Raw genomic sequence first — 20,791 nt, forward strand, 5'->3', positions numbered from 1 at the left:
TTTCGCCGATCGCTTGCAATATCGGCCGCCGCTTCCTCTTGTACACGTCCGCCGATTAGGCGTGAGGGCCTCGATCAAAACGAGAAGTACAGCCCAATGCCGAACCATTCGACCTCCAGGGCGAAGAACTGCCCGTAGGGAGCAAACCCGTGATAGTAGTTCGCCAACAACCGGAGGCGCCGGTCCGCGCCGGCCTTCGACCATTCTATGCCGCCCACCACGTTGGTATTGACCATCCAGCTCAGTTCTTCAAAACTCTTAAAGTCGGCCCCAAAGACGGGCGTGAGGCGAAGCCTGGGCATTTGTGTCCTCAAAATCGGAGCGACGACGGTCCGTCCTCGCAGCTCAACCCCCCACTGCACCCCGATCCTGTCCAGTGTGGCCGGTTCCCTGTGTATCAGGTAACTTCCGCCGGCGTATACTCGTCCCCACCCTCCTGGCGCATCGAGAGAGAGGATGGCTTCAAGCGCTTCGAAACTCAGGTTCACACGATTGAACTGGGGGTCTCTCAATAGAAACTCATCGCCGAGGTGGCTGCTCTGATGATACAGCCGCGCACGGGTCGAGAAGAGCCCGCGACGCCACGAGACAGGAATTCCGATCACATAATCCGCATTGATGAGATCAGTGGAGCCGGAATCAAGATCGAACTGCGCAAAGACCCCGCCGAGCAAACCGACCTGCCAGCCGTTACAACCATCCCTTCGTCCAACCAAACCAATGTTCTCACCGAACCCAACCGAACCGAGGTTGACGGAGCTGTCATTGGAACGGACGCGGACCCCCTGCAAGGCGGCGAAGAGCTGTGGCTGCTTCGGATCGGCCCACAGTGGTCGAAAGACGTCGTTCTCCGGGAAGGGCTCCAGCGCCGAGGCACCAGCGTGACCGGACGAGACCGTCCCGATTCCTTCATAGCGGCAGTCCACCCTGCTCGATTCTTCACCCAAGGCTGGATGCGCCGGTAGCAGAGACAGCATCGTAAGAACCACGCACCACGCAAGAGGTGAAAACGAAGACAGCCTCTCTCGATCCATCGAGGCACCAATGAGACTCTTCGCGCAATCGGAATCCTACAGAAGCTCGAAGCGAGCCCTTCAGCTTTGGGCGGCGAGGCTCGCCCGGAAGCGCACCAACGCAGCCGCGAAAAACGCGACCCCGATCCCGATAATCGCCGCAAACTGAGGCCACACCACATCCACGCCGGCACCCCGGTACAGGATCGCCTGCGCTAGAGCCGTAAAATGCGTGGTCGGCGCCGCCAGCATGATGGTCTGCACGATCTCCGGCATGCTCTCGCGTGGCGTGATCCCGCCAGACAACATTTGCAACGGCAGGACCACGAGAATCATCAGCAGTCCGAACTGCGGCATGGAGCGGGCGACCGTGGCCATGAGGATGCCCATCGAGGTCGTGGAGAACAGGTGCAGCATCGCGCCGAACAGGAACAAGGGAACGGAGCCGGCGATGGGAACTCCCAAAGCGCCCTGCACGACGAACTGCAGGGATAACCCGGCACCAACAAGCACCACGAGGCCGTTCGCCCACACCTTGGCCGCCATGACCTCAAAAGGGATGAGCGGCATGACCAGCAGGTGTTCGAGGGTGCCGTGTTCGCGCTCACGAATCAGGGCGGCGCCGGTCAGGATGATCGACAGCATGGTCACCTGGCTGATGATCTCCATCACGCCGCCGAACCAGATGCCGTTCAGGTTGGGATTGAACTTGACGCGCGTCGCGAGCGTAATCGGCAACACGGCCCCGGTCCGATAGCGCTGGACAAACTCGGTGATTTCCCCCGTCACAATGTTTTGGATGTAATTCGCCCCGATGAAGGCCTGCGTCATCCTTGTGGCATCGATGTTGACCTGGATCGAAGGCTGCTTTCCGGCGAGCACGTCTCTCTGAAAGTTCGGAGGGATATCGAGGACAAATGTGTATTCCCCGGCATCCAGGCCCGGGTCGACCTCATCCATCGAGATCACCCGGGGTGGCTTGAAATAGGGGCCATAAAAATCGCTGATGATGCGGGCCGAGAGCGGCGACTGATCCTCGTCGACGATGCCGATCGGCGCGTTATGCAGTTCTCGGGATGAGGCCGTCGCAGCGGAATAGATCATGATCGAGAAACTCGCGAGGATGAAGAAGGCCAGGATCTTGTCGTGCCACAGGCTGCGCAATTCTTTGAGTCCCAGTTGGAAGATATTGGATACGTGCTTTATCTTCATGTGCCCTGTTTTTTCAGCAATGCCAAGCTGAGCAGAGTCAGTACCGGGATGAACACCGCCAAGGCAATCAGGTACCCATAGAGATCCCAGAAGTCTAGGCCCTTGGTAAAGGTCCCACGACTAATAATGAGGAAATAGGTCGCGGGCCAGACTTGCCCGATGAACGCGCCGATCCCCTCCAGCGAGGAAACCGGATCGGTCAACCCAGAAAACTGGACCGTCGGCATCATGGTCAAGATCGCTGTCCCGGCTACTGCACCGATCTGGCTACGGGTGAACGCGGACATCAGCAAGCCGATTCCCGTCGTGACGATCACATACACCACTCCTGCCAACATCAGGGTGGCAAAGCTGCCCTTGAGGGGAACCTTGAACGCGACCACGGCCAGCGCGACGAGACCGAAGAAGCTGATCATGCTGAGGACAATGTACGGTAGTTGTTTCCCCAGCAGGAACTCCAGGCGTGTGACCGGCGTCACGTACAGATTCGTGATGGAGCCGAGCTCTTTCTCCCGCACCACGCCGAGGGCCGTCATGAGAGCCGGAATGAAGACCAATAACAGCGGGATCACCGCCGGGACCATCGATTCCAGACTCTTGAAGTCCTGGTTGTACCGGTAGCGCATCTCGAGATCGGCGAGACCGGCCTGTGGCTGATCGCCGTAGGTGCGGCGAGCCAGGTCGGTGAGGTACTGGTAGTGCATGCCCTGCACGTACCCCTTGATGGTCTCGCCCCGGAACGGACTGGCGCCGTCGACCCACACGCCGACTTCGGTCTGGCGTCCTCGCTTCAAATCCCGGCCGAAACCCGAAGGGATCTCGATCGCCACGCTCAACTCGGCGCTGCGCATCCGCCGGTCCAGTTCCGCATCATCGGTGATGAACGGACGCTCGATGAAGTAGCGTGAGCCGGCGAGATTTTGAATGTAGTCCCGGCTCTGCGGGGTTTGATCGCGGTCCAGGGCGGCGAAGCGCAGGTCTTCCACGTCCATGGTAATGCCGTACCCGAGAATGAACATCAGCAGCACCGAGCCCAGCAGCGCGAACGTGAGCCGAATTGGATCCCGTCTCAGCTCCAGGGCTTCGCGGTGGGCATAGGCGAACAGCCGCATGGGGCTGAACGCTCTGTCACGATCAGCCCTTGAGGTTCCCGCTGCGGAAGGCATTGTCTCGGCGGCTTCCTCAATGACCTCCTTCTGGGTCGCCTCTCCGCTTGCCTCTTCGAGGTACCCGATGAAGGCCTCTTCAAGGTTCGCAGCGCCACGGGTACGGACCAAGCCTTCGGGGGTATCGCTCACCAACACACGTCCCGCGTGCATCAGCGAGATGCGATCGCAACGTTCGCCCTCGTTCATGAAATGGGTGGAGATGAAGATCGTCACGCTGTCCTTGCGGGAGAGCTCTATCAAAAGCTCCCAAAATCCATCGCGGGCCACCGGGTCGACACCGGACGTCGGCTCGTCCAGGATCAACATCTCCGGCTGATGGACGACGGCGACCGCCAGGGAGAGACGCTGGCGGAGCCCAAGCGGAAGCGCTTCCGCCAAGTCATCCAGATAGTCTTCCAGCGTGAACCGTCTGGTCAGCTCGGCCACACGCCCCGGGATCTTCTCCGGTGGGAGATGGAAGAGCCGCGCATGCAGCTCCAGGTTTTGCCGCACCGTGAGTTCGCCATAGAGGGAAAACGATTGAGACATGAAGCCGACACGCTTGCGTGTCTCGAGGTCCTGTGCGTTCACCGGCCGGTCGAACAGTCTGGCGACTCCGTCCGACGCGGGCAGCAGGCCGGTGAGCATCTTCATCGTGGTGGTCTTGCCACAGCCATTTGAGCCCAGGAAGCCGAATATCTCGCCGCGTTCGATCCGAAAGCTCACATGATCGACCGCCGTAAAATTGCCGAACCGCATCGTGAGTCCTTGCGCCTCGATCGCCGGCGGACCCTCGGGTGTCCGGCGAGGAGGGATCGCGATGGCGCTGTGACCCCGACGTTTCTCTTCAGGGAGCAATGAGACAAAGGCCTCTTCCAACGTGCGTACGTTCATGCGCCCCTTCAGTTCCGCAGGACTTCCTGTCGCAAGGATCTTCCCCTCGTCCATGGCCACCAGCCAATCGAATCGCTCAGCCTCATCCATGTAGGCGGTGGCCACGAGCACGCTCATCCCCGCGCGCCGCTCCCGGATCCGGTCGACGAGGTCCCAGAACTGCCGGCGCGACAACGGATCAACCCCGGTGGTCGGTTCATCCAGAATCAACAGATCTGGGTCGTGGATCAGCGAGCAACATAGACCCAGCTTCTGTTTCATGCCGCCGGATAACTTCCCCGCGGGACGGTCCCGAAACGGCGTCAACCCCGTGCTTCGCAGCAGGTCTGTGATCCGCCATTCCCGCTCCTCACGGTTCTGCCCGAACAGGCGACCGAAGAAATCCACGTTCTCGAAGACCGATAGGGTCAGATAGAGATTGCCTCCCAGTCCTTGGGGCATGTAGGCGATCCGCGGATAGACCTCGTTGCGATGCCGGACGGCCGTCATATCGCCGCCAAGGACTTCGACCCGGCCGGCCTGGATTTTCTTTGCGCCGGCAATCAGGGCCAACAGACTGGATTTGCCGACCCCGTCCGGACCGATGAACCCCACCATGCAGCCGATCGGAATGTCCAAGGTCACCGCATCAAGAGCAGTCGTGTCCCCATAGCGATGGGTGACGCCGGTGACACGAGCGACTGATGGAGGCGATTCACTCATGGCATGAGTTTGGCTTGAAGAGATGAGGGCCACTGAACAGCCTTATCGAGTCGGACGTACGCCACGCCCGGGAGACCAGGTTTGACCTGGGCCTCATGTCCTTTGACCAGCTCGGGATCGATTTTGACCTTGATTCGAAACATGAGTTTCTCGCGTTCCGTCCTGGTTTCCACTTCTTTAGGCGTGAACTGCGCCTTGTCAGCGACAAACGAGACTGCGGCCGGGATGACGAGACCCGGCGCCGCATCGAGTACGATCCGCGCCTCCGCCCCCAGCGAGACTTTCCCCGCTTCGGCCGCGGGCAGGAAGATTGTCATGTACACATCGGTCGGATCAATGAGCGTCAGGACCTTTCCTCCTGCTGCCAACACTTCGCCTGGTTCCGCCAACCGAAACTGTACCCTGCCGCTGCGAGACGCAATCAGCACGCTATCCTTGAGATCGACCTGAATCCGTTCTTTTTGCGCGAGGGTCGCCGCGATCGCCGCGTCCGCTTCCGCCGATTGAGCTTCAGCCTGTGTGATCGCGGCCTTCGCCGTGTCCATCGTGGACCGGGCGCGATCGTAGTCTTTCGCGGAGATATTGGCGTTGACGTAGAGAGCACGAGCCCGCTCCAAATCCCGTTCGGCTAATAAGGCTTCGCTCCGCCGTTGCGCGATCAATGCCTTGGCCGTGACTTGGCCCTGTTTGGCACGCTGGACCTGCGCCTCCGCTTCTCGCACTTGTGCGTTCAACGAACTCGTATCCATGCGGACGACGACCTGTCCGACTTGGACGCTATCGCCCTCATCGACCAACACCTCCGCAATACGGCCTGGGAATTTGGTGGCCACGTCGATCTCTTGCACCTCAAGCCGTCCGTTGCCGCTGCCGAATCCCACGAGCGGTGGAACTCGAAAATAAAACCACCAGACGGACGCTCCTGCCACAATCAACAGAAGCACACCTAGCATGAGAGTGGGACGAGCGATCTTTGAGGTCGGCATGGAGTCACTCCGCGTTAATTACTTCCGTGGTTCATCGCGCAGAACCGGCGAGACGCCGGCATTCACAAAATGTGTTTTCAGTCGTTCGAGCCAGGCCGCTCGTCCTTCGGAGCTTTGGAAGAAACTCATCTGCCCCACCGCCCTCTGTACCTTCGCGAGATCGATCAGAAATTCGTAGACCGCATTGGCGGCGGCCTGATTCGCGATCAGCGCGGCATGCTGCGAATTCAGAAGCTTGATGATGTCGACCGCCCCTCTGGAATATTGATCCACCACCAAATCCAGAGTCTTGCGGGCCGACTCGGCCGCCTTCTGCGAGAGCCTGATGCTGGGGAACGAAGCGCCGGTTTGATAGAGCGAGGTTCGGATCCGCTCTTCAACCTGCTGTGCGACGGAGGAATGCTCGAATCGCAGTTGATTCAGTTCTTCCCGCGCCTTCAGCGAGGTGGCATTTTTATTTCCCCCTTGGAACAGAGGGAAGGTCAGCCCGATACTCGCCACGTAGAAATTGTTCTGGGTTTGGGCAAAGCCGACGGGGCCCATGGGAATCGTCAAACTACCGGCTCCTCCCCCTCCTTGAGCATATTGCTGAAACCCGGCTCCCTGTATGGCAACTTCCGGAAGCCAAAAGGCTCGCTGGGCATTCGTGACGGTTCGCTCCTGAGCTGCGATCAAGGCGTCAAGCCGCCGCAATTCTGGAGCCGCTTTGATTCCTTCCTCGACTTCGAAGTCCCGGAATATCTGAAATCCACGTGGATTCTCGACATAGGCGAACAATTGGCGCGTATCGCCCAGCAAGCCCGGGTCCTCCAGGGTTTGCTCCACAGTTTGAAACTTCTCTTCCAGCGGACGATTCAACATCCGGTTCAGGTCCACTTCCGCCTGCCGCTCTTGAGCGTCGACAGAGACCACGGCTTTTTGCCCGTTGGCTACCTCTGTTTCCCATCGAAATACTTCATCCCGGAGGGCATAGCCGACCGACTCACGGGCCGCGGCCAAATCCAGATTGGAACGCGTCAGCTTGAGGTTGTCTTTCTGGATACGTCGCGCAGTCTTGGTCCGAAGGACGGTCAGATAGGCGATGGCCGCGTCTTTCCCGATATCCAACCGCAGCTGGTTCCACTCCTCTTCTCGAGACAGTTGCGTCTTCTGCTGCACCCTGTACTTGGTCCAGGCGTCGTCCGAGTACAGGAGTTGGCGGAATCCGCCGAGCGCAATTGCGGCTTGACCGGGGTCCTCGCCGGTGCCGAACGTATCCGGCCCTCGCCCGTTCAGGACCCCTGCCGTGCCGACGAGCACCTGAGGCAGAAGACCGGATCGTGCCTGGCCCACCTGGCCGATTCCCGCCGCGACCTTGCGGCTCGCCGCGACCAGATCCAGGTTCGCGTCCGCAGATTCACGAACCGCGTCGAAGAGCGACAGACGGCGTGAGGTGTCGGCTGCATCCTCGTTCACCAACTCTGCCTCACTCAGCACTTGGTAGCTCGGCCATTTGTCGATCGCACGAACCGTCGCCATGTTGATCGTGAGCTGCTCGCCCCGGACAAAAGCCACTTCGATCCGTCCTGCGTCGGTTCCTGCAAGAATACGCTGCACATTCGCCGCGATCGTTCGCGCGAATCGCCCCAGGTCCAATTCAGGCGACAGAGCGACAGCGATCCCTCGTTGCACGTCCCGCTCTCCGACCGCCGAAAAGGTGGGCAGTTTTCGGCGGTTGAGGGCTGCAACCAAGCGATCAAACTCACCGGCAGGTAGACGCGGCAGAGGCGAGAGATAGACGGCCTCTGTGTCGTGAGGGATTGAGGCAACGACCGTTTCGGCAGAGGTCTCGACCGGAATCACGGTAAGATTCAGGCCGGACGTCTCCGCGATCCTTCGCGCGTGGTCCTTAGATGGAAGAGCCTCCAATACAACCCGATCCGCCAAGAGGGTTAACCGAGTAAACGGAAAGACGTCTTTGAAGACCTCGAGATTGCGCTCGAAGCCCTTGCCGGTAACGAGATAGCTGAGGTTTTTCATCCCGCTCGTGCCCTTCTTGAACGGCAGCTCCTGCAAGTGCGGATCGAGGATCAACGGCGCGATCACAGGCTTGGGTAGTCGGCTTCTTTGACCGACCTCCTGCGATGCGAGAATCCCGAGTGCGATGACGAGGCCGACACGGGGCTGTGCCAGCACACGATCGATCGCCTGTTTCACCCCTTGTACCGACCATCCTCCCTCAAGCTGCAAATCATCGGGAAACCGCACGTCGAATTCCCCGCTGACGAGTGCACGAATTTCCTTCTGAATGAGATCACGGGGATCGGGGACAAATTCCGAGGGTCCGTCGCGCACGATCCCCACCTGGACGACCGGCAACGACTTGGCCTCCACGTTATAGCTCCAGGACAGAAGGAAGATGACGCCGATGATGTACAAGAACGTTTTGGTACGCATAAGCCATCACTCCCCGACAGGATTACGTCTCTGTGGCGATGCAATTCGTAAGTGTTACTTGCTCCTTCCAGGATATGTCAAGGCTAGACGTCACGGGGCTAGGCCTTCACGCAAACGTGATGAGCGGCTTCAACATGCCGTCTGCCTTCGTCCTCATCAGCTCAAAGGCCTTCTCCACATCGTTGCGAAATGTGCAGGGCATCGGCTTCAGCGATCCTGCACAGTTCCTCTCGAGGGTGACGGCGACGCCGAGCCGGTCCTGGCGGAAGGAGATGTCGCGAATCACGCCCTTTTTGTACGACTCCCAGATGTGGCGCACCTCATCGTGCAGGTAAGGCTGCTGTTTTTCCAGCGTCGCACCGGGTCGGGACGGTCGAGGCAAAGAATCTTCATGAGCGTTCCTTTCGTGCAAGCCTGTCCCTTTTACTGTCCATGTTTTGAACTACGGCCGCAGCAGCGCCTTGATCGCGCGGCGCTCGTCCATCGCCCGATAGCCTTCAGCCACCTGATCGAGCGGAAGAGTCAGATCGAACACCTTGCCTGGATTGATTTTCCTGTTCAGCACCAAGTCGATCAGCTTGGGCAGGTAGCGGCGCACCGGCGCAGGGCCACCGTGAAGGTGGACTTCCGCAAAAAAGATTTCCTGGCCGGGCAACTCCACGCCGTGGGAAACGCCCACGAAGCCGACGTGCCCGCCGGGTCGCGTGCAGCGAATCGCCTGCATCATGGACTCCTGGCTTCCGACGGCCTCGACCACCGAGTGCGCACCCAACCCACCAGTCAGTTCCTTGATCCTGGCCACGCCTTCGTCGCCACGCTCGGTGACGATGTCGGTGGCTCCGAACTCACGCGCGAGCTTTTGCCGCTCCGGGTGCCGGCTCATCGCGATGATGCGCTCCGCACCCATTTGTCTTGCGGCGAGCACGGCGCAAAGGCCGACCGCACCGTCGCCGACGACGGCGACCGTCTTGCCGGGCGCCACTTCTGCGGCATCCGCGCCAAACCACCCTGTCCCGAGGACGTCGGAAGCGGCGAGCAGACTTGGGACTTCGTGGGCGGAGGGTTGATCCCGCGTGGCGACCAGTGTGCCATCGGCGAGTGGTACGCGGAGATACGGGGCTTGTGCACCGCCGGCGCCCACGTACTGCGCGTGCGTACAGCGGCTTTGATAACCCGCGTGGCAGATCGCGCAGGTATTATCCGAGGCGAAGAAGGACCCCACCACGAACTGACCACGCTTGACGGCTTTTACTGCACTGCCGACTTCTTCGACGATCCCGCAATACTCGTGGCCCATTGGAGTGGGTTCATTGGGTGCATCTATCCCCCGATACGGCCACAGGTCCGACCCGCACACACAGGTGAGCGAGATGCGGATAATGGCATCTGTCGGCTCGATGATCTTTGGCGCGTCGCGCTCCTCGAAGCGCACATCGCGCGGGCCGTAGAGAACTGCTCCTCGCATGGTGTACCTCCTCGTCTAAATGGTGTCCGCCGCGATTCGTGGCGGGTGTACGTCCTGCTTCTCGCGTCGAGGGCGGCCCACTTTCGGCAGAGGTCCGTCTACCGAGCCGCCGAGAATGCCCAATCCGGCTCCTTCCCTTCATTCTGGAAGGATGGCGGTCACGCGGATCTCGACCCGCATCTTTGGGTCTCCAAGGGCAGCGACTCCCAGGCAAGTCCAAACGGGAGCGTGATCGGGCATGTAATAACGGAACCGCTCCGTCATGGTCTGGTTGATTTCCTCTTGGTGGCCATCGAATCCCACGTGATAGGAGTTCACATGGATGACGTGCTCCCAGCGCGCGCCGGCGAGAGCCAGGGTCCGTTCGACGTTGCGGAACGCCTGGGCGATCTCATCCGTGATCGACTCGGGGAACTGCCAGTCGTCGTTCCAGCCGCCCTGGCCCGAGATCTCTATCCGGTTGCCGATCTTGACCGCCTGGGAATAGTGAAACAGTTTGAGGTTGCGGTCACCGTAACCGGGGGTGACGAAGAATTCAGGTTTGTTCATGGCGTTCGCTCCCTGTGCGGGTTGTAAGTTCAGCAGGTTTGCAGCACCGACACTCGCTACAGCAGTCGCTGCGGAAATAATAAAGTCACGTCGTGAGTGACCTACGGGTCTTGATTGTCAGTCTCTAGCTTCGTCGTTGGTTGCTTTCATTGTTTTCTCCCTACGCAGCCCCGACGGTTCAGAAACGTGCGGCGGTGATGCATAGCCATGGGTGAGACCAGTTCTTGTTGCTCCGCCGGATAGCGGTCGCCCACGATCTCAATCTTCGAAACGGAACCCTTTACCGGTTGATCATTGTCTGCGCCGCTTCAGAATACCGCGCCCCCTGAATTGTAATGTGGGAAGCAGCAGTCTCAATCTCTCCAAGGTCTTCATCCGTGAGAGTGACGGTCGCAGCCGCGACGTTCTCTTCCAGCCGGTGCAGTTTGGTCGTGCCGGGGATGGGAACGATCCACATCTTCTGCGCGAGCAGCCACGCGAGCGCCACTTGGGCGGGCGTCGTCCTCTTCCGCTCGGCAATGCGGCCGAGCAGCTCGACCAGCGCCTGGTTCGCCTTGCGGTTCTCGACCGAGAAGCGGGGAACGGTGTTGCGGAAGTCCGCGGCGTCGAACGTGGTATTCTCGTTGATCTTTCCGGTGAGATAACCCTTCCCGAGCGGGCTGAACGGCACGAACCCGATGCCGAGTTCCTCCAGCACGGGGACGATCTGCTCCTCGGGCTCCCGCCAGAACAGAGAATACTCGCTCTGGAGGGCGGTGACCGGCTGGACGGCGTGGGCGCGGCGAATCGTGTTCACGCCCGCCTCGGACAGGCCGAAGTGTTTGACTTTGCCCTCTTGGATCAGCTCCTTCACGGCGCCGGCCACATCTTCGATCGGCACATTCGGATCGACGCGATGCTGGTAGAACAGGTCGATGCGGTCGGTGCGCAGCCGTTTGAGCGACCCCTCGACGACCTGCTTGATGTGATCAGGCCGGCTGTTCAGTCCCGCTTGCTTGCCGTTCTCGATGTGGAACCCGAACTTGGTGGCGATCACCACGCGATCACGAAGCGGTTGTAGCGCTTCGCCGACGAGGTCTTCGTTGGTATACGGGCCATACACCTCGGCGGTGTCGAAGAAGGTCACGCCGCGATCCACCGCGGCGCGGATCAGCTTGATTCCTTCCTGCTTGTCCTTCGGCCGGCCATACCCGAAGCTCATGCCCATGCAGCCGAGCCCAAGGGCCGACACTTCCAAGTTGCTCTTTCCGAGTTTTCGTTTTTGCATAACTTCTCCTCCGAGGCGTTATCGTTCAGCCTCGCACTGATCAAAGGGCAATTCGCTGCCTTTCATACCGACCCACTCGGCCTATTACTCGGATTTGAGAGAAGCCATGTCGATCGAGAAGCGGTACTTCACATCGGACTTCAGCAGTCTGTCGTAGGCTTCGTTGACCTTCTGGATCGGGATGACCTCGACATCGGCGGTGATGTTGTGCTCCCCACAAAAATTGAGCATCTCCTGGGTCTCGGGGATACCACCGATGTTCGACCCGGACACACTGCGGCGCCCGAAGATCAACGCGAACGACGACAGCGCGAGGGGCTGAGACGGCGCTCCGACAAGGGTCAGGTTCCCGTCGAGGCGGAGGAGATGAAGATATTGGTTGATGTCGTGATCGACGGGGACCGTGTCGAGAATGAAGTCGAAGCTGCCGGTGTGCTTTTTCATCTCGTTCGCATCACGGGATACGACGACCTCATGGGCACCGAGGCGCAGCGCATCCTCTGCCTTACTGGGCGAGGTGGTGAAAACCACCACGTGGGCCCCGAACACCCGAGCGAACTTCACCCCCATATGGCCTAAGCCACCGGGGCCGACGATGCCGACCTTCTTGCCCTTGGTGACGCCATGGTGGCGCAGAGGTGAGTAGGTGGTGATCCCAGCGCACAGCAGAGGCGCGGCGGCGGCGCCGTTGAGGTTGGTGGGAACTCGCAGGACGAAGCGCTCGTCGACGACGATGCTGTCGGAGTACCCGCCGTAGGTGACCGGGGCGGTCTTGTGCTTGTCCGGTGAGCCGAACGTGAGGGTCTGGTTCGGGCAGAAGTTCTCAAGCCCGGCTGTACAGTTCGGGCAAGTCCCGTCCGAGTCCACCAGACAGCCGACCGCAGCGAGGTCGCCGGGCTTGTACTTCGTGACCGCGGAGCCGACCTTTGTGACACGGCCGACGATCTCATGGCCTGGGACGATCGGGTAGGTAGTGGACATGACGCTGCTCCAATCGTTACGGACCGAATGGAGGTCGGAGTGGCAGATACCGCAGTACAGGATCTCAATCTGCACGTCGCGTTCGGTTGGATCTCGACGAGCGATTGTCGCAGAGACAAGCGGCGACGACTTGCTTGCAGCGGAGTAGGCCTTCGTCTTGTACATGGTGCTCCTCCTTCTTGTTTCTCTCGCTCAATCAATTCACTTCCGGTCACCCAGACTTCAGCGACGCCATGTCGCCAGTCCGCTTTACTCGCGGCTCTACCGAACTGCCTTTCGAGGCAGGGGAGACTTGCCGTGCCCGCCAGCCGAGCTCGTTCCCAGGTTGGCACCAACGTCGTGAGCCCGGAGTAGCTCCTCGTCTGCCCGAGCGCCCTGCAGCTGGATGCTTGTGAATGCAGCGTCGATCTCCTTGACCTCCTCGGCACTCAGCTGAACCTTGAGCGCGCCGAGGTTCTCCTCCAGGTGCTTCAGCTTGGTCGTGCCTGGGATGGGCACGATCCATGGCTTCTTCGCGAGCAGCCAGGCGAGCGCGACTTGTCCAGGTGTCGCGTCCTTGCGTTGGCCAACGCGCTGAAGCAGTTCAACGACGAGCCGGTTCGCGCGGCGCGCCTCCGAGGTGAAGCGAGGAAACCTCGCCCGCAGGTCTGATGTGGGGTCGAAGGTCGTCGAGGGGGTCATCGTGCCGGGCAGGTAGCCCATCCCGAGCGGGCTCCACGCCACAAAACCGATCCCGAACTCCTCGCAGGCCGGAAGCACCTCGTGCTCAGGATCACGCGTCCAGACCGAATACTCGTTCTGCACCGCGGTCACCGGCAGTACGGCATGAGCACGGCGAATGGTCGCGTTCCCCACCTCGGAGAGGCCGAAGTGGCGCACCTTGCCTTCCGAGATCAAGTCCTTCACCGCCCCGGCAACGTCCTCGATCGGCACCTTGGGGTCGACGCGATGTTGATAGAACAGATCGATCACATCGGTCCTGAGACGCTTGAGGCACCCCTCGGCGACGCGCTTGATATAGTCGGGTCGGCTGTTGAAGCCGCGCAGCTCTTTCGTCACGGGGTCGATCTCAAACCCGAACTTCGTCGCGATGACCACGCGATCACGAACCGGTGCCAGCGCCTCGCCGACCAGTTCCTCGCTGAGAAATGGACCGTAGACCTCGGCGGTGTCGAATAACGTGACCCCCTGGTCAACGGCCGCGCGAAACAACAAGATCGCCACGCCCTTGTCCACGGGGGGGCCGTAGTTCGAGGCCACGTTCATGCAGCCGAGCCCAAGGGCCGACACTTCCAAGTTGCTCTTTCCGAGTTTTCGTTTTTGCATAACTTCTCCTCCGAGGCGTTATCGTTCAGCCTCGCACTGATCACGCAAACGTGATGAGCGGCTTCAACATGCCGTCCGCCTTTGTTCTCATCAGCTCAAAGGCCTTTTCGACGTCATTGAATCGGAACCGATGGGTCGTCAGCGGCAGCGGATTGACGCGCCCGGTTTCCAAGAGCCGCATCAGCCGCTTCATCCGTTCCGCTCCGCCTGGGCAGAGGCCCGTCCTGATGACCTTGTCGCTCATCCCGACGCCCCATTCTTTGCGCGGCATCTGGACGTACTCTCCCTCTCCGTGATAGCCCACGTTAGAGATGGTCCCGCCGGGACGTGTCGCTTTGATACAGGCCTCGAACGTCGCCTGGGCCCCGAGGGCTTCGATGGACGAGTCCACTCCGTGTCCGTCCGTCAAGCCGAGAATGGCTTCGACGGGATCCTGTTCCGTGAAGTCGATCACCACATCCGCCCCGAATTCTTTCGCCAGTTTCTTTCGCTCCGGCACGGCCTCCACCGCGATAACTAGACCGGCCCCCAGTAACCGCGCCCCCACCGTAGCCATCAGTCCGACTGGTCCCTGCGCGAAGACGGCCACTGAGCCCCCAACAGGAATGTTCGCGTGCTCGGCCCCCATGAACCCGGTAGACATCATGTCCGCACAGTACGCAACCTGTTCATCGATGAGACCCGTTGGAATCGGCGCCAGGTTTGCTTGCGCGCTGTTGACATGGAAATATTCCGCGAGGTTTCCATCCTTGACGTTGGCGAACTTCCACCCGCCGAGCATCTCTTGACACTGCGAGGTGTAGCCGCGCAGGCAGTTCTCGCACTGATAACAGGGGGTGATCGCATTGACCGCGACCCGATCTCCCTCACGGAATCCCTTGACGGCGCTTCCCAGCTTGTAGATAACCCCGACGGCTTCATGGCCGAGCGTCAAGTTGGTCCGTTCTCCAATCGCGCCGCCGACGGTATGGACATCCGACGTGCAGATGAGCGCGGCCGTGGTTTTGACGACCGCATCATTCGGTCCGGGATCAGGAATCGGCTTCTCCATCATCCCCACAGAGCCGATCTTCTTCATGACGAATGCTTTCATTGTCTGTGCCATTGCCTATTCCCTCCTTTCATCCGATCCGTACACGGTCCTCATGCCTCCGTAATGGTGGTGCTTTTCTCCATGGCTCAATCTTCATTGAGAGGCTCGCTCTGTTCGAGCCTGTAAAGGTATCGGCAGATACCTTCCATGCCTCACCGGTCAGGACACCGGGAATCGGGCTGGGATTGTTCCATCAGCCAGCGCAGCAATTTCTCAGACCGAACGAGCCCGATCAGACGACGATTGTCCTTGCTCTCGACCACCGGAAGCCAGTCGACGTCGTGCCTACTCATCAAGTCGCCGGCCATCAAGCTCATATCATCCGGATTCACCACGACGGGATCGGCGCGCATGAACTCCCGCACCTTGGTCGACGGCTTCTTCCCTTGCGCGAAGGCCTCGAACAGTTCATTCCTGGTGACGATGCCCTCCAAATGTCCCTTCTCATCTAAGACGGTCAGATATTCGACTGCAAGCTGATCAAACATGCGAACCGTGTCTTCAAACGTATCGTCGGGAGCGAGACGATGTTCGGGAACCGCTTCCATGAACGCAGACAACGGTCGGCGTTCGAGAGCAGTCCAGGTTTGGCTCAAGTGGCGATTCAATCTGGGTCTCCGCCACCGTAGCGCCTGAGCGACGAGATTGCGGAAAGGCGTCAGCGCTCCGGAAAGCTTCGAGAAGACCTCTTTCCCCATCACGAGCACCTCAACCGTGGTGCGGGCGCGGACGCTCCCGATTCGCACGTTGCCGTCAAGAAGCGCAATTTCTCCGAAAAATTCACCCGGCCCTAACCGCGCCAAAAGTTGCTGCTGTCCGGTCGGGTCACGCCGAAGAACTTCGATCTCGCCCTTTTCGATCACGTAAAAACTCATCGCGGGCTCACCTTCGGCAAAGATCAAGTCACCGGGCCGATAATGAGCCCTGGCGATCCGTTCCGTTTGGTTGACCCGCGGATGCGCCAGGTCGCGCGGGAAGAACAGCTCCCAGGTCCAGTCGAACGCGATTTTGACCCGGCGAGACCAAGACGGTGATTTCAGGAGATACACGGTTCGCCACAGCCACCAAGCCGGAAACCCGGAGAGCCGCACACCCAGAATTTCTGCGACCGCGTTACGCTCGCCGATGCCGCAGAGTTGGCCCAGCGGTCTGTAAGAAAACGGTCTGGTCGATTGGCCTTGCAGGATCCGAATGATGTTCTCCGCCGCTTGCCGCCCTTGCCGTTCGGCAAACTGGCCGGTGGTCGGCGAGACCTGGCCGTCATAGGCGTTGACAATCTGGGCGCAGTCACCGATCGCCCAGAGGTTCGACGTACCACGCACGCGCATATCCGGATCGGTCAGTAGCCGGCCACCCTCCTTGGGCACATCGAGCCGGTGAACCAGGAGCGGTGCGGTGGTGCCGATCGTGCAAACGACCGTGGCTCCGCGGAGCACTCGACCGTCATGCAGCTCGACGCCCTCCGCCGTCGCCGATACGGCACGTCCGTTGAGTACTACGTGAATGCCGGCTTCCTGCATCTTTGTTCGGGCAAACTCCCGCAGAGTCGTGCTCACTTCCGGGAGAATCTGATCCCGGCTGTGCACCAAGGTCACAGTGACATCACGGCTGCTGAAGTTGCTATAGAATCGCATGCTGGCTTTGATCAAGTCATTGATCTCGCCGGCCGCCTCCACTCCGGTGAAGCCGCCACCGACCACCACGAACGAGAGATACCAGCGTCGCCGCTCCGGGTCGTCGCAGACCTCGGCTTTTTCAAGTTGTTCCATGACGTGGAACCGCAAGGCCATGGCATCGCCCACGGATTTCAAAGGAAACGCATGGTCGGCCATGCCGGGGACCAAACTTAGATTGACCGCAGTCCCGCAGGCCAGCACTGCATGGTCAAACGTCACGCGACCTGGACGGCCATCGTATTTTTCATATTCCACCTCAGACGTAGCCAGGTCGATTTGCCGAACCTCCTCGGTTCTGCAACGGACTCCGGGCAGCATCTGGCGCAACGGCACCGTGACTGCACCAGGGTTGATTGCAGCCCCTGCCACCTCGGCCAACAACGGATAGAACACCATGTTGTTTTCTTGGCTGAACAGCACGATTTCGCAAGCCTTCGCCGGCAGCCTCTTCCGTAACGTCCTTGCGCATTTCACCCCGGCAAATCCCCCACCCACTATGATGATTCGTGTCATGCCCATGACGTTAACCTCAGTCGCCAAACCCAAAGATGTCGTGCGAGTCGGTTTTGTCGAAACTGAAGGCGCTGGCGTCCGATTTTCTGGAATGAAGCTCCTGCTGCGGCTGCTGGTGGAACGAACGTGCCAGGTGACGGTCGGCTGTCTGATCAGACTCAAGCAGGCTGCGGAAAGACTCGGTTTTTGTGCTTCGACAGGCTCAGCACGAACGAAAAATATCAGCAAATGCAATGACCGCTCCGTTCGTCCTGAGGTTCTCGAAGGATGAACGGAGGGTTTTCCCGCAGCCTGCTAGGAGCAGGGAGATATTTAGTTCACATGCCCGCTAGCGAAACGTACCGGACCGTGAACATCGCGCATGATGATCATTCAGCGCGCGCATAGGCTTGCCTATGCGCGCGTCGCGTTCCCTGTCGCCCGTCACTCCGCCTGTCGAAGATCGATGACGGTTCCCTTTTCGTCCAATTCAATGGTAATCATCGAGCCTTCCGCAATCGGCTTGGTCTTCACTTCCATGCGATCCAGTGGAAACACCTTCTCGCCCTCCGGTGTCCACAGTTTGATTTCCTGCTTGGTCAATCCGGCATAAATCAGCTTGCCGGTGATCAGCCGATGCTTCCCCGGCTTATTCTTATGTTTCCCATGGTGGTCGATCACCAGGTTTTCTTCGTTGAGCCACAGGGTCACCTTGTCACCGACCGCCGCATCGGACGGAGCAGTCTTCGCATTGATGGTGTACTGGCCTACCGGAGTCTTTACATATACCAAGCCGGAATTGATTTTCGTCACGACCCCGTCCAACGTCATATGGTAGCCGGATAGGGTATGGGGATGTTCGTCCAGTTCTATTTCCACCGTCATGCGATGGATATCGATGACTTTACCCTCTTCGTTCAGTTCGACGGTTATCGGGGTTCCTTCCTTGACGCCTGAGAGTTGGGACCGACCAGTTTGCACGTCAAACTTCTTCTTACCCTCGGGTGTCCAGAGCTTGATTTCCTTCTTGTCCTTTGACGCATAAGCCAATTTGCCGGAGACGAAACGATGGGAATGGGACGCGTCTCCTGCACGATGGACATCGACCACGACATTGTTCTCGTTGACCTGCATCTCCACCTCTTCACCAACCTCGAGGTTTTTCGGCGCGGTGGCGGAGGAAATCCTGATCTGACCCCACGCGGTCTTCACAGTGATGAGGTCCGATTGGATGGCCGATACTGTACCGGTGACCTTCATGTGGGTCCCCTTACCATGTCCGTGCGTTCCTCCTTGGTCGGCCAAGGCGTAGGACGCCGGCATCGACAAGCTCAGGACCATCGAACCGAGAATGATCAACTTGCGCATGTGCGTTCTCCTTTTCATTTGTCCCACACATTCCGGTGACCGTTGAATACGACCGTTCACAGTACCCTCCTTGGTTGCAGGTTAAAGATTTCGATTCCAGTCCATCTGATACATAGAACCACCAGCCCGGCCTCCGGAAGATCCTTGCCAGAGGAAACCCCACGATCTTTCGCTTTTGGGAGTTAAGAAGTATCTAGATATTTGGGGAGAAACGCAACTCTCTCACTTCATAAGCCGGATAAACCGGGGCGATACAGTATATCTTCAGGACGTTCTACCCATCCGCCAGCCACATACATGCTGAGGGCCTGCATTGCCGCATCGTTGATCACTTGAGCAGTCCTGATGAAGCCTTTGATCGATAAGCAACTGTTTATCATCATTGCCAGTATCGTAATCCTTGGGTGGGGAACCGAGATATTGCTGAGTGATCTGCTCCAGCATGTCGTTCCTTTGCTCAATCCTTGAGAGACGAACGTCCCGACGTGTGAAGAGTGCCTCGATGGTGTGTACAGAAAACGTTAGGGCTGTTTCTCGGTAATGGTTAGTGCGCCCTGAGCATCTACCTCAATTCGCTTATCTGGGTTCGCCTGGACTGCGGGGATCACCGTCGCGTCCATATACTCCGGCAGGTTCCTAGGGGATTGAAGAGCATCGAGGAATTCGCGATGGAATTTCAGTTGCCCGCTCTGTCCCTTGCTCATCATGTTCTTCCTGTGGTGGCATCCGCCTATGACTCAGGAGCGCGCGCCATTCGATGCTCATTTGTGCCAATCGGCCGCTAGAACAGGGTATAGATGAACGGCGCGACCGCAGAGCCTTGAGTCAAGACGATCAACATACCGAACAACAATAGAACGACCAGAATCGGGAGCAACCAGAATTTCTTACGCTCTTTCATAAACGCCCACAATTCTCTGATAAATCCCACGATGGTTTTCCTTTCATAGCCTAGGGCAGCCGCCATACTCCCAACTGTGCACACTGCCCTGATCTGAGGGTGTTGGTTTGCACACAAGTCAACAGAACGCCATAGTTATAACGCCCCCTCTTTGGGGGATATGGGAACAGTCACTCATATATTAAAAGACAGGGACTATAAATACTGTTTCGATTCTCCCAGTTCATTCAATGGTTTAGTGGCACATAAGAAATGGTCGTTCTTGTCTCACGTTGCAATCCGTAAGGAGCATGACATGGAACAAGCTGTCTCACCGACGGATCTTATAGGTTTTCGATCCAGACTACGGGACACACCGCTGCATGATCTTGTTAGCCATTATCGGACTATCAAACGTCGGGTGCGGCGGCGATCCGAAGGCGAGGCCTTCCTGTTGCGCCGATATGCCCGTATCCATGGCAAACCGCTCAACCTGACCAATCCCCAAACCTATACGGAAAAACTGTTCTGGCGCATGATTAGCTGGAATCGAGGAGACATGCCCCCTCGGTTTACGCATCTGACGGATAAGTATGCGGTGCGAGCCCATGTGGCAAGTACCGTGGGTGATCAACATTTGATCAAGCTCTTATGGCACGGGACCGATCCTCGTGCGATCCCGTTTGATCGGCTGCCGACCGAATACGTCATCAAGCCGAACCACGCCGCCGGACAAGTGATCATTGTCAAAGGACGGGCGGACCGAGACGAGATCATCCGGACCGTCTCAGGCTGGTTGGCGAGCAATTATTATTGGCAGGATCGCGAGTTTCAATATTACGGCATCAAACCTCAGATTGTCGTTGAGGAATACCTGCAAGATCAGAATAGCACTCCCCCCTTCGACTATAAGTTCCACTGTTTCAACGGCGTGCCACAGCATATTCTGGTGCGCAATCATACCCACGACATCTGTCCCTATTTCGACACGACGTGGAAGCTCCTCGACTTCTCCGATAAGGTCGGTGCAATCCAACCATGGGTGCCGAAGCCGGTCAATCTGGAAGAGATGCTCGCACTGGCTGCGAAGCTCTCAGCCGGGTTCGGGTATGTCCGTGTCGATTTATACAATGTGAAGGGAGGAGTTTATTTTGGCGAGTTCACCTTTACGCCTGCCGCAGGCATCCTCAAATATACTCCTGAAAGTTGGGATTTGAAGCATGGGGAGCACTGGGATTTGTCATTGGATGCAAACGCAAAAACGTGATCTGACAGAGTGGCAAGAAAGCCGGTTTTGGAATGT

The 20,791-nt window shown here is 58.8% G+C and carries 18 protein-coding genes; 2 read left to right on the plus strand and 16 right to left on the minus strand.

Features of this window, described 5'->3' with window-relative positions; translation table 11 throughout:
- Nucleotides 1-74 precede the first annotated feature (74 nt).
- The 13 genes from P0119_19700 to P0119_19760 form a co-directional block, all read right to left on the minus strand.
- Entirely contained in the window at nt 75-977 is a 903-nt protein-coding gene (locus P0119_19700) for a DUF1207 domain-containing protein (protein ID MDF0668277.1), read from the minus strand.
- 117 nt (nt 978-1,094) lie between these two features.
- Nucleotides 1,095-2,225, minus strand: coding sequence for an ABC transporter permease (locus P0119_19705; GenBank protein ID MDF0668278.1), 1,131 nt, complete (start codon nt 2,223-2,225; stop codon nt 1,095-1,097).
- Complete coding sequence (gene rbbA / locus P0119_19710) at nt 2,222-4,969, minus strand: ribosome-associated ATPase/putative transporter RbbA (GenBank protein ID MDF0668279.1); 2,748 nt, start codon at nt 4,967-4,969, stop codon at nt 2,222-2,224. Before rbbA ends, P0119_19705 begins: the two co-directional genes overlap by 4 nt.
- Nucleotides 4,966-5,955: an HlyD family efflux transporter periplasmic adaptor subunit gene (locus P0119_19715; protein ID MDF0668280.1), complete on the minus strand. Its 990-nt coding sequence runs from the start codon at nt 5,953-5,955 to the stop codon at nt 4,966-4,968. Before P0119_19715 ends, rbbA begins: the two co-directional genes overlap by 4 nt.
- A gap of 18 nt (nt 5,956-5,973) precedes the next feature.
- Nucleotides 5,974-8,391, minus strand: a complete 2,418-nt coding sequence (locus P0119_19720; protein MDF0668281.1) for an ABC transporter substrate binding protein — start codon at nt 8,389-8,391, stop codon at nt 5,974-5,976.
- Nucleotides 8,392-8,497: 106 nt separating this feature from the next.
- Nucleotides 8,498-8,773 (minus strand): hypothetical protein, encoded by a 276-nt coding sequence (locus P0119_19725; GenBank protein MDF0668282.1) that lies wholly within the window; start codon nt 8,771-8,773, stop codon nt 8,498-8,500.
- A gap of 60 nt (nt 8,774-8,833) precedes the next feature.
- Nucleotides 8,834-9,856 carry a zinc-dependent alcohol dehydrogenase family protein gene (locus P0119_19730; protein ID MDF0668283.1) on the minus strand — a complete coding sequence of 341 codons (1,023 nt, stop codon included), beginning with the start codon at nt 9,854-9,856 and terminating at the stop codon, nt 8,834-8,836.
- A gap of 138 nt (nt 9,857-9,994) precedes the next feature.
- Nucleotides 9,995-10,405: a RidA family protein gene (locus P0119_19735; protein MDF0668284.1), complete on the minus strand. Its 411-nt coding sequence runs from the start codon at nt 10,403-10,405 to the stop codon at nt 9,995-9,997.
- A gap of 280 nt (nt 10,406-10,685) precedes the next feature.
- Nucleotides 10,686-11,672, minus strand: a complete 987-nt coding sequence (locus tag P0119_19740; GenBank protein MDF0668285.1) for an aldo/keto reductase — start codon at nt 11,670-11,672, stop codon at nt 10,686-10,688.
- 84 nt (nt 11,673-11,756) lie between these two features.
- Nucleotides 11,757-12,818, minus strand: coding sequence for an NAD(P)-dependent alcohol dehydrogenase (locus P0119_19745; GenBank protein MDF0668286.1), 1,062 nt, complete (start codon nt 12,816-12,818; stop codon nt 11,757-11,759).
- Between the two features lie 96 nt (nt 12,819-12,914).
- A complete protein-coding gene (locus P0119_19750) occupies nt 12,915-13,979 on the minus strand; it encodes an aldo/keto reductase (GenBank protein ID MDF0668287.1) in 1,065 nt (354 codons plus the stop codon).
- 40 nt (nt 13,980-14,019) lie between these two features.
- Nucleotides 14,020-15,084 (minus strand): NAD(P)-dependent alcohol dehydrogenase, encoded by a 1,065-nt coding sequence (locus P0119_19755; protein ID MDF0668288.1) that lies wholly within the window; start codon nt 15,082-15,084, stop codon nt 14,020-14,022.
- Between the two features lie 140 nt (nt 15,085-15,224).
- Nucleotides 15,225-17,267, minus strand: a complete 2,043-nt coding sequence (locus tag P0119_19760; GenBank protein ID MDF0668289.1) for an FAD-dependent oxidoreductase — start codon at nt 17,265-17,267, stop codon at nt 15,225-15,227.
- Between P0119_19760 and P0119_19765 the strand changes: the two genes are divergently transcribed.
- Nucleotides 17,260-17,532: a hypothetical protein gene (locus tag P0119_19765; protein ID MDF0668290.1), complete on the plus strand. Its 273-nt coding sequence runs from the start codon at nt 17,260-17,262 to the stop codon at nt 17,530-17,532. The two genes, P0119_19760 and P0119_19765, sit on opposite strands and share 8 nt — an antisense overlap.
- A 152-nt stretch (nt 17,533-17,684) precedes the next feature.
- Here the strand turns inward: P0119_19765 and P0119_19770 are convergent, their stop codons facing one another.
- The 3 genes from P0119_19770 to P0119_19780 all read right to left on the minus strand — a co-directional run bounded on the left by P0119_19770 (nt 17,685) and on the right by P0119_19780 (nt 19,575).
- Nucleotides 17,685-18,608, minus strand: a complete 924-nt coding sequence (locus P0119_19770; GenBank protein MDF0668291.1) for a hypothetical protein — start codon at nt 18,606-18,608, stop codon at nt 17,685-17,687.
- Nucleotides 18,609-19,129: 521 nt separating this feature from the next.
- On the minus strand, nt 19,130-19,315 hold the full coding sequence (locus tag P0119_19775; GenBank protein ID MDF0668292.1) for a hypothetical protein: 186 nt from the start codon (nt 19,313-19,315) through the stop codon (nt 19,130-19,132).
- 74 nt (nt 19,316-19,389) lie between these two features.
- Entirely contained in the window at nt 19,390-19,575 is a 186-nt protein-coding gene (locus P0119_19780) for a DUF5989 family protein (GenBank protein MDF0668293.1), read from the minus strand.
- Nucleotides 19,576-19,804: 229 nt separating this feature from the next.
- Here P0119_19780 and P0119_19785 point away from each other — a divergent pair, with 229 nt between their 5' ends.
- Nucleotides 19,805-20,755 (plus strand): ATP-grasp fold amidoligase family protein, encoded by a 951-nt coding sequence (locus tag P0119_19785; protein MDF0668294.1) that lies wholly within the window; start codon nt 19,805-19,807, stop codon nt 20,753-20,755.
- Nucleotides 20,756-20,791: the final 36 nt, after the last annotated feature.

It is taken from the genome of Nitrospira sp. (assembly GCA_029194665.1).
Classification (GTDB): Bacteria; Nitrospirota; Nitrospiria; order Nitrospirales; family Nitrospiraceae; genus Nitrospira_D.

What these genes read in the sequence shown, in the direction of transcription:
- P0119_19700 (MDF0668277.1), bottom strand. Translation starts at nt 977, where the DNA reads ATGCTGTCTCTGCTACCGGCGCATCCAGCCTTGGGTGAAGAATCGAGC.
- P0119_19705 (MDF0668278.1), bottom strand. Translation starts at nt 2,225, where the DNA reads ATGAAGATAAAGCACGTATCCAATATCTTCCAACTGGGACTCAAAGAA.
- rbbA (MDF0668279.1), bottom strand. Translation starts at nt 4,969, where the DNA reads ATGAGTGAATCGCCTCCATCAGTCGCTCGTGTCACCGGCGTCACCCAT.
- P0119_19715 (MDF0668280.1), bottom strand. Translation starts at nt 5,955, where the DNA reads ATGCCGACCTCAAAGATCGCTCGTCCCACTCTCATGCTAGGTGTGCTT.
- P0119_19720 (MDF0668281.1), bottom strand. Translation starts at nt 8,391, where the DNA reads ATGCGTACCAAAACGTTCTTGTACATCATCGGCGTCATCTTCCTTCTG.
- P0119_19730 (MDF0668283.1), bottom strand. Translation starts at nt 9,856, where the DNA reads ATGCGAGGAGCAGTTCTCTACGGCCCGCGCGATGTGCGCTTCGAGGAG.
- P0119_19735 (MDF0668284.1), bottom strand. Translation starts at nt 10,405, where the DNA reads ATGAACAAACCTGAATTCTTCGTCACCCCCGGTTACGGTGACCGCAAC.
- P0119_19740 (MDF0668285.1), bottom strand. Translation starts at nt 11,672, where the DNA reads ATGCAAAAACGAAAACTCGGAAAGAGCAACTTGGAAGTGTCGGCCCTT.
- P0119_19745 (MDF0668286.1), bottom strand. Translation starts at nt 12,818, where the DNA reads ATGTACAAGACGAAGGCCTACTCCGCTGCAAGCAAGTCGTCGCCGCTT.
- P0119_19750 (MDF0668287.1), bottom strand. Translation starts at nt 13,979, where the DNA reads ATGCAAAAACGAAAACTCGGAAAGAGCAACTTGGAAGTGTCGGCCCTT.
- P0119_19755 (MDF0668288.1), bottom strand. Translation starts at nt 15,084, where the DNA reads ATGGCACAGACAATGAAAGCATTCGTCATGAAGAAGATCGGCTCTGTG.
- P0119_19765 (MDF0668290.1), top strand. Translation starts at nt 17,260, where the DNA reads ATGCCCATGACGTTAACCTCAGTCGCCAAACCCAAAGATGTCGTGCGA.
- P0119_19760 (MDF0668289.1), bottom strand. Translation starts at nt 17,267, where the DNA reads ATGGGCATGACACGAATCATCATAGTGGGTGGGGGATTTGCCGGGGTG.
- P0119_19770 (MDF0668291.1), bottom strand. Translation starts at nt 18,608, where the DNA reads ATGCGCAAGTTGATCATTCTCGGTTCGATGGTCCTGAGCTTGTCGATG.
- P0119_19775 (MDF0668292.1), bottom strand. Translation starts at nt 19,315, where the DNA reads ATGATGAGCAAGGGACAGAGCGGGCAACTGAAATTCCATCGCGAATTC.
- P0119_19780 (MDF0668293.1), bottom strand. Translation starts at nt 19,575, where the DNA reads ATGGCGGCTGCCCTAGGCTATGAAAGGAAAACCATCGTGGGATTTATC.
- P0119_19785 (MDF0668294.1), top strand. Translation starts at nt 19,805, where the DNA reads ATGGAACAAGCTGTCTCACCGACGGATCTTATAGGTTTTCGATCCAGA.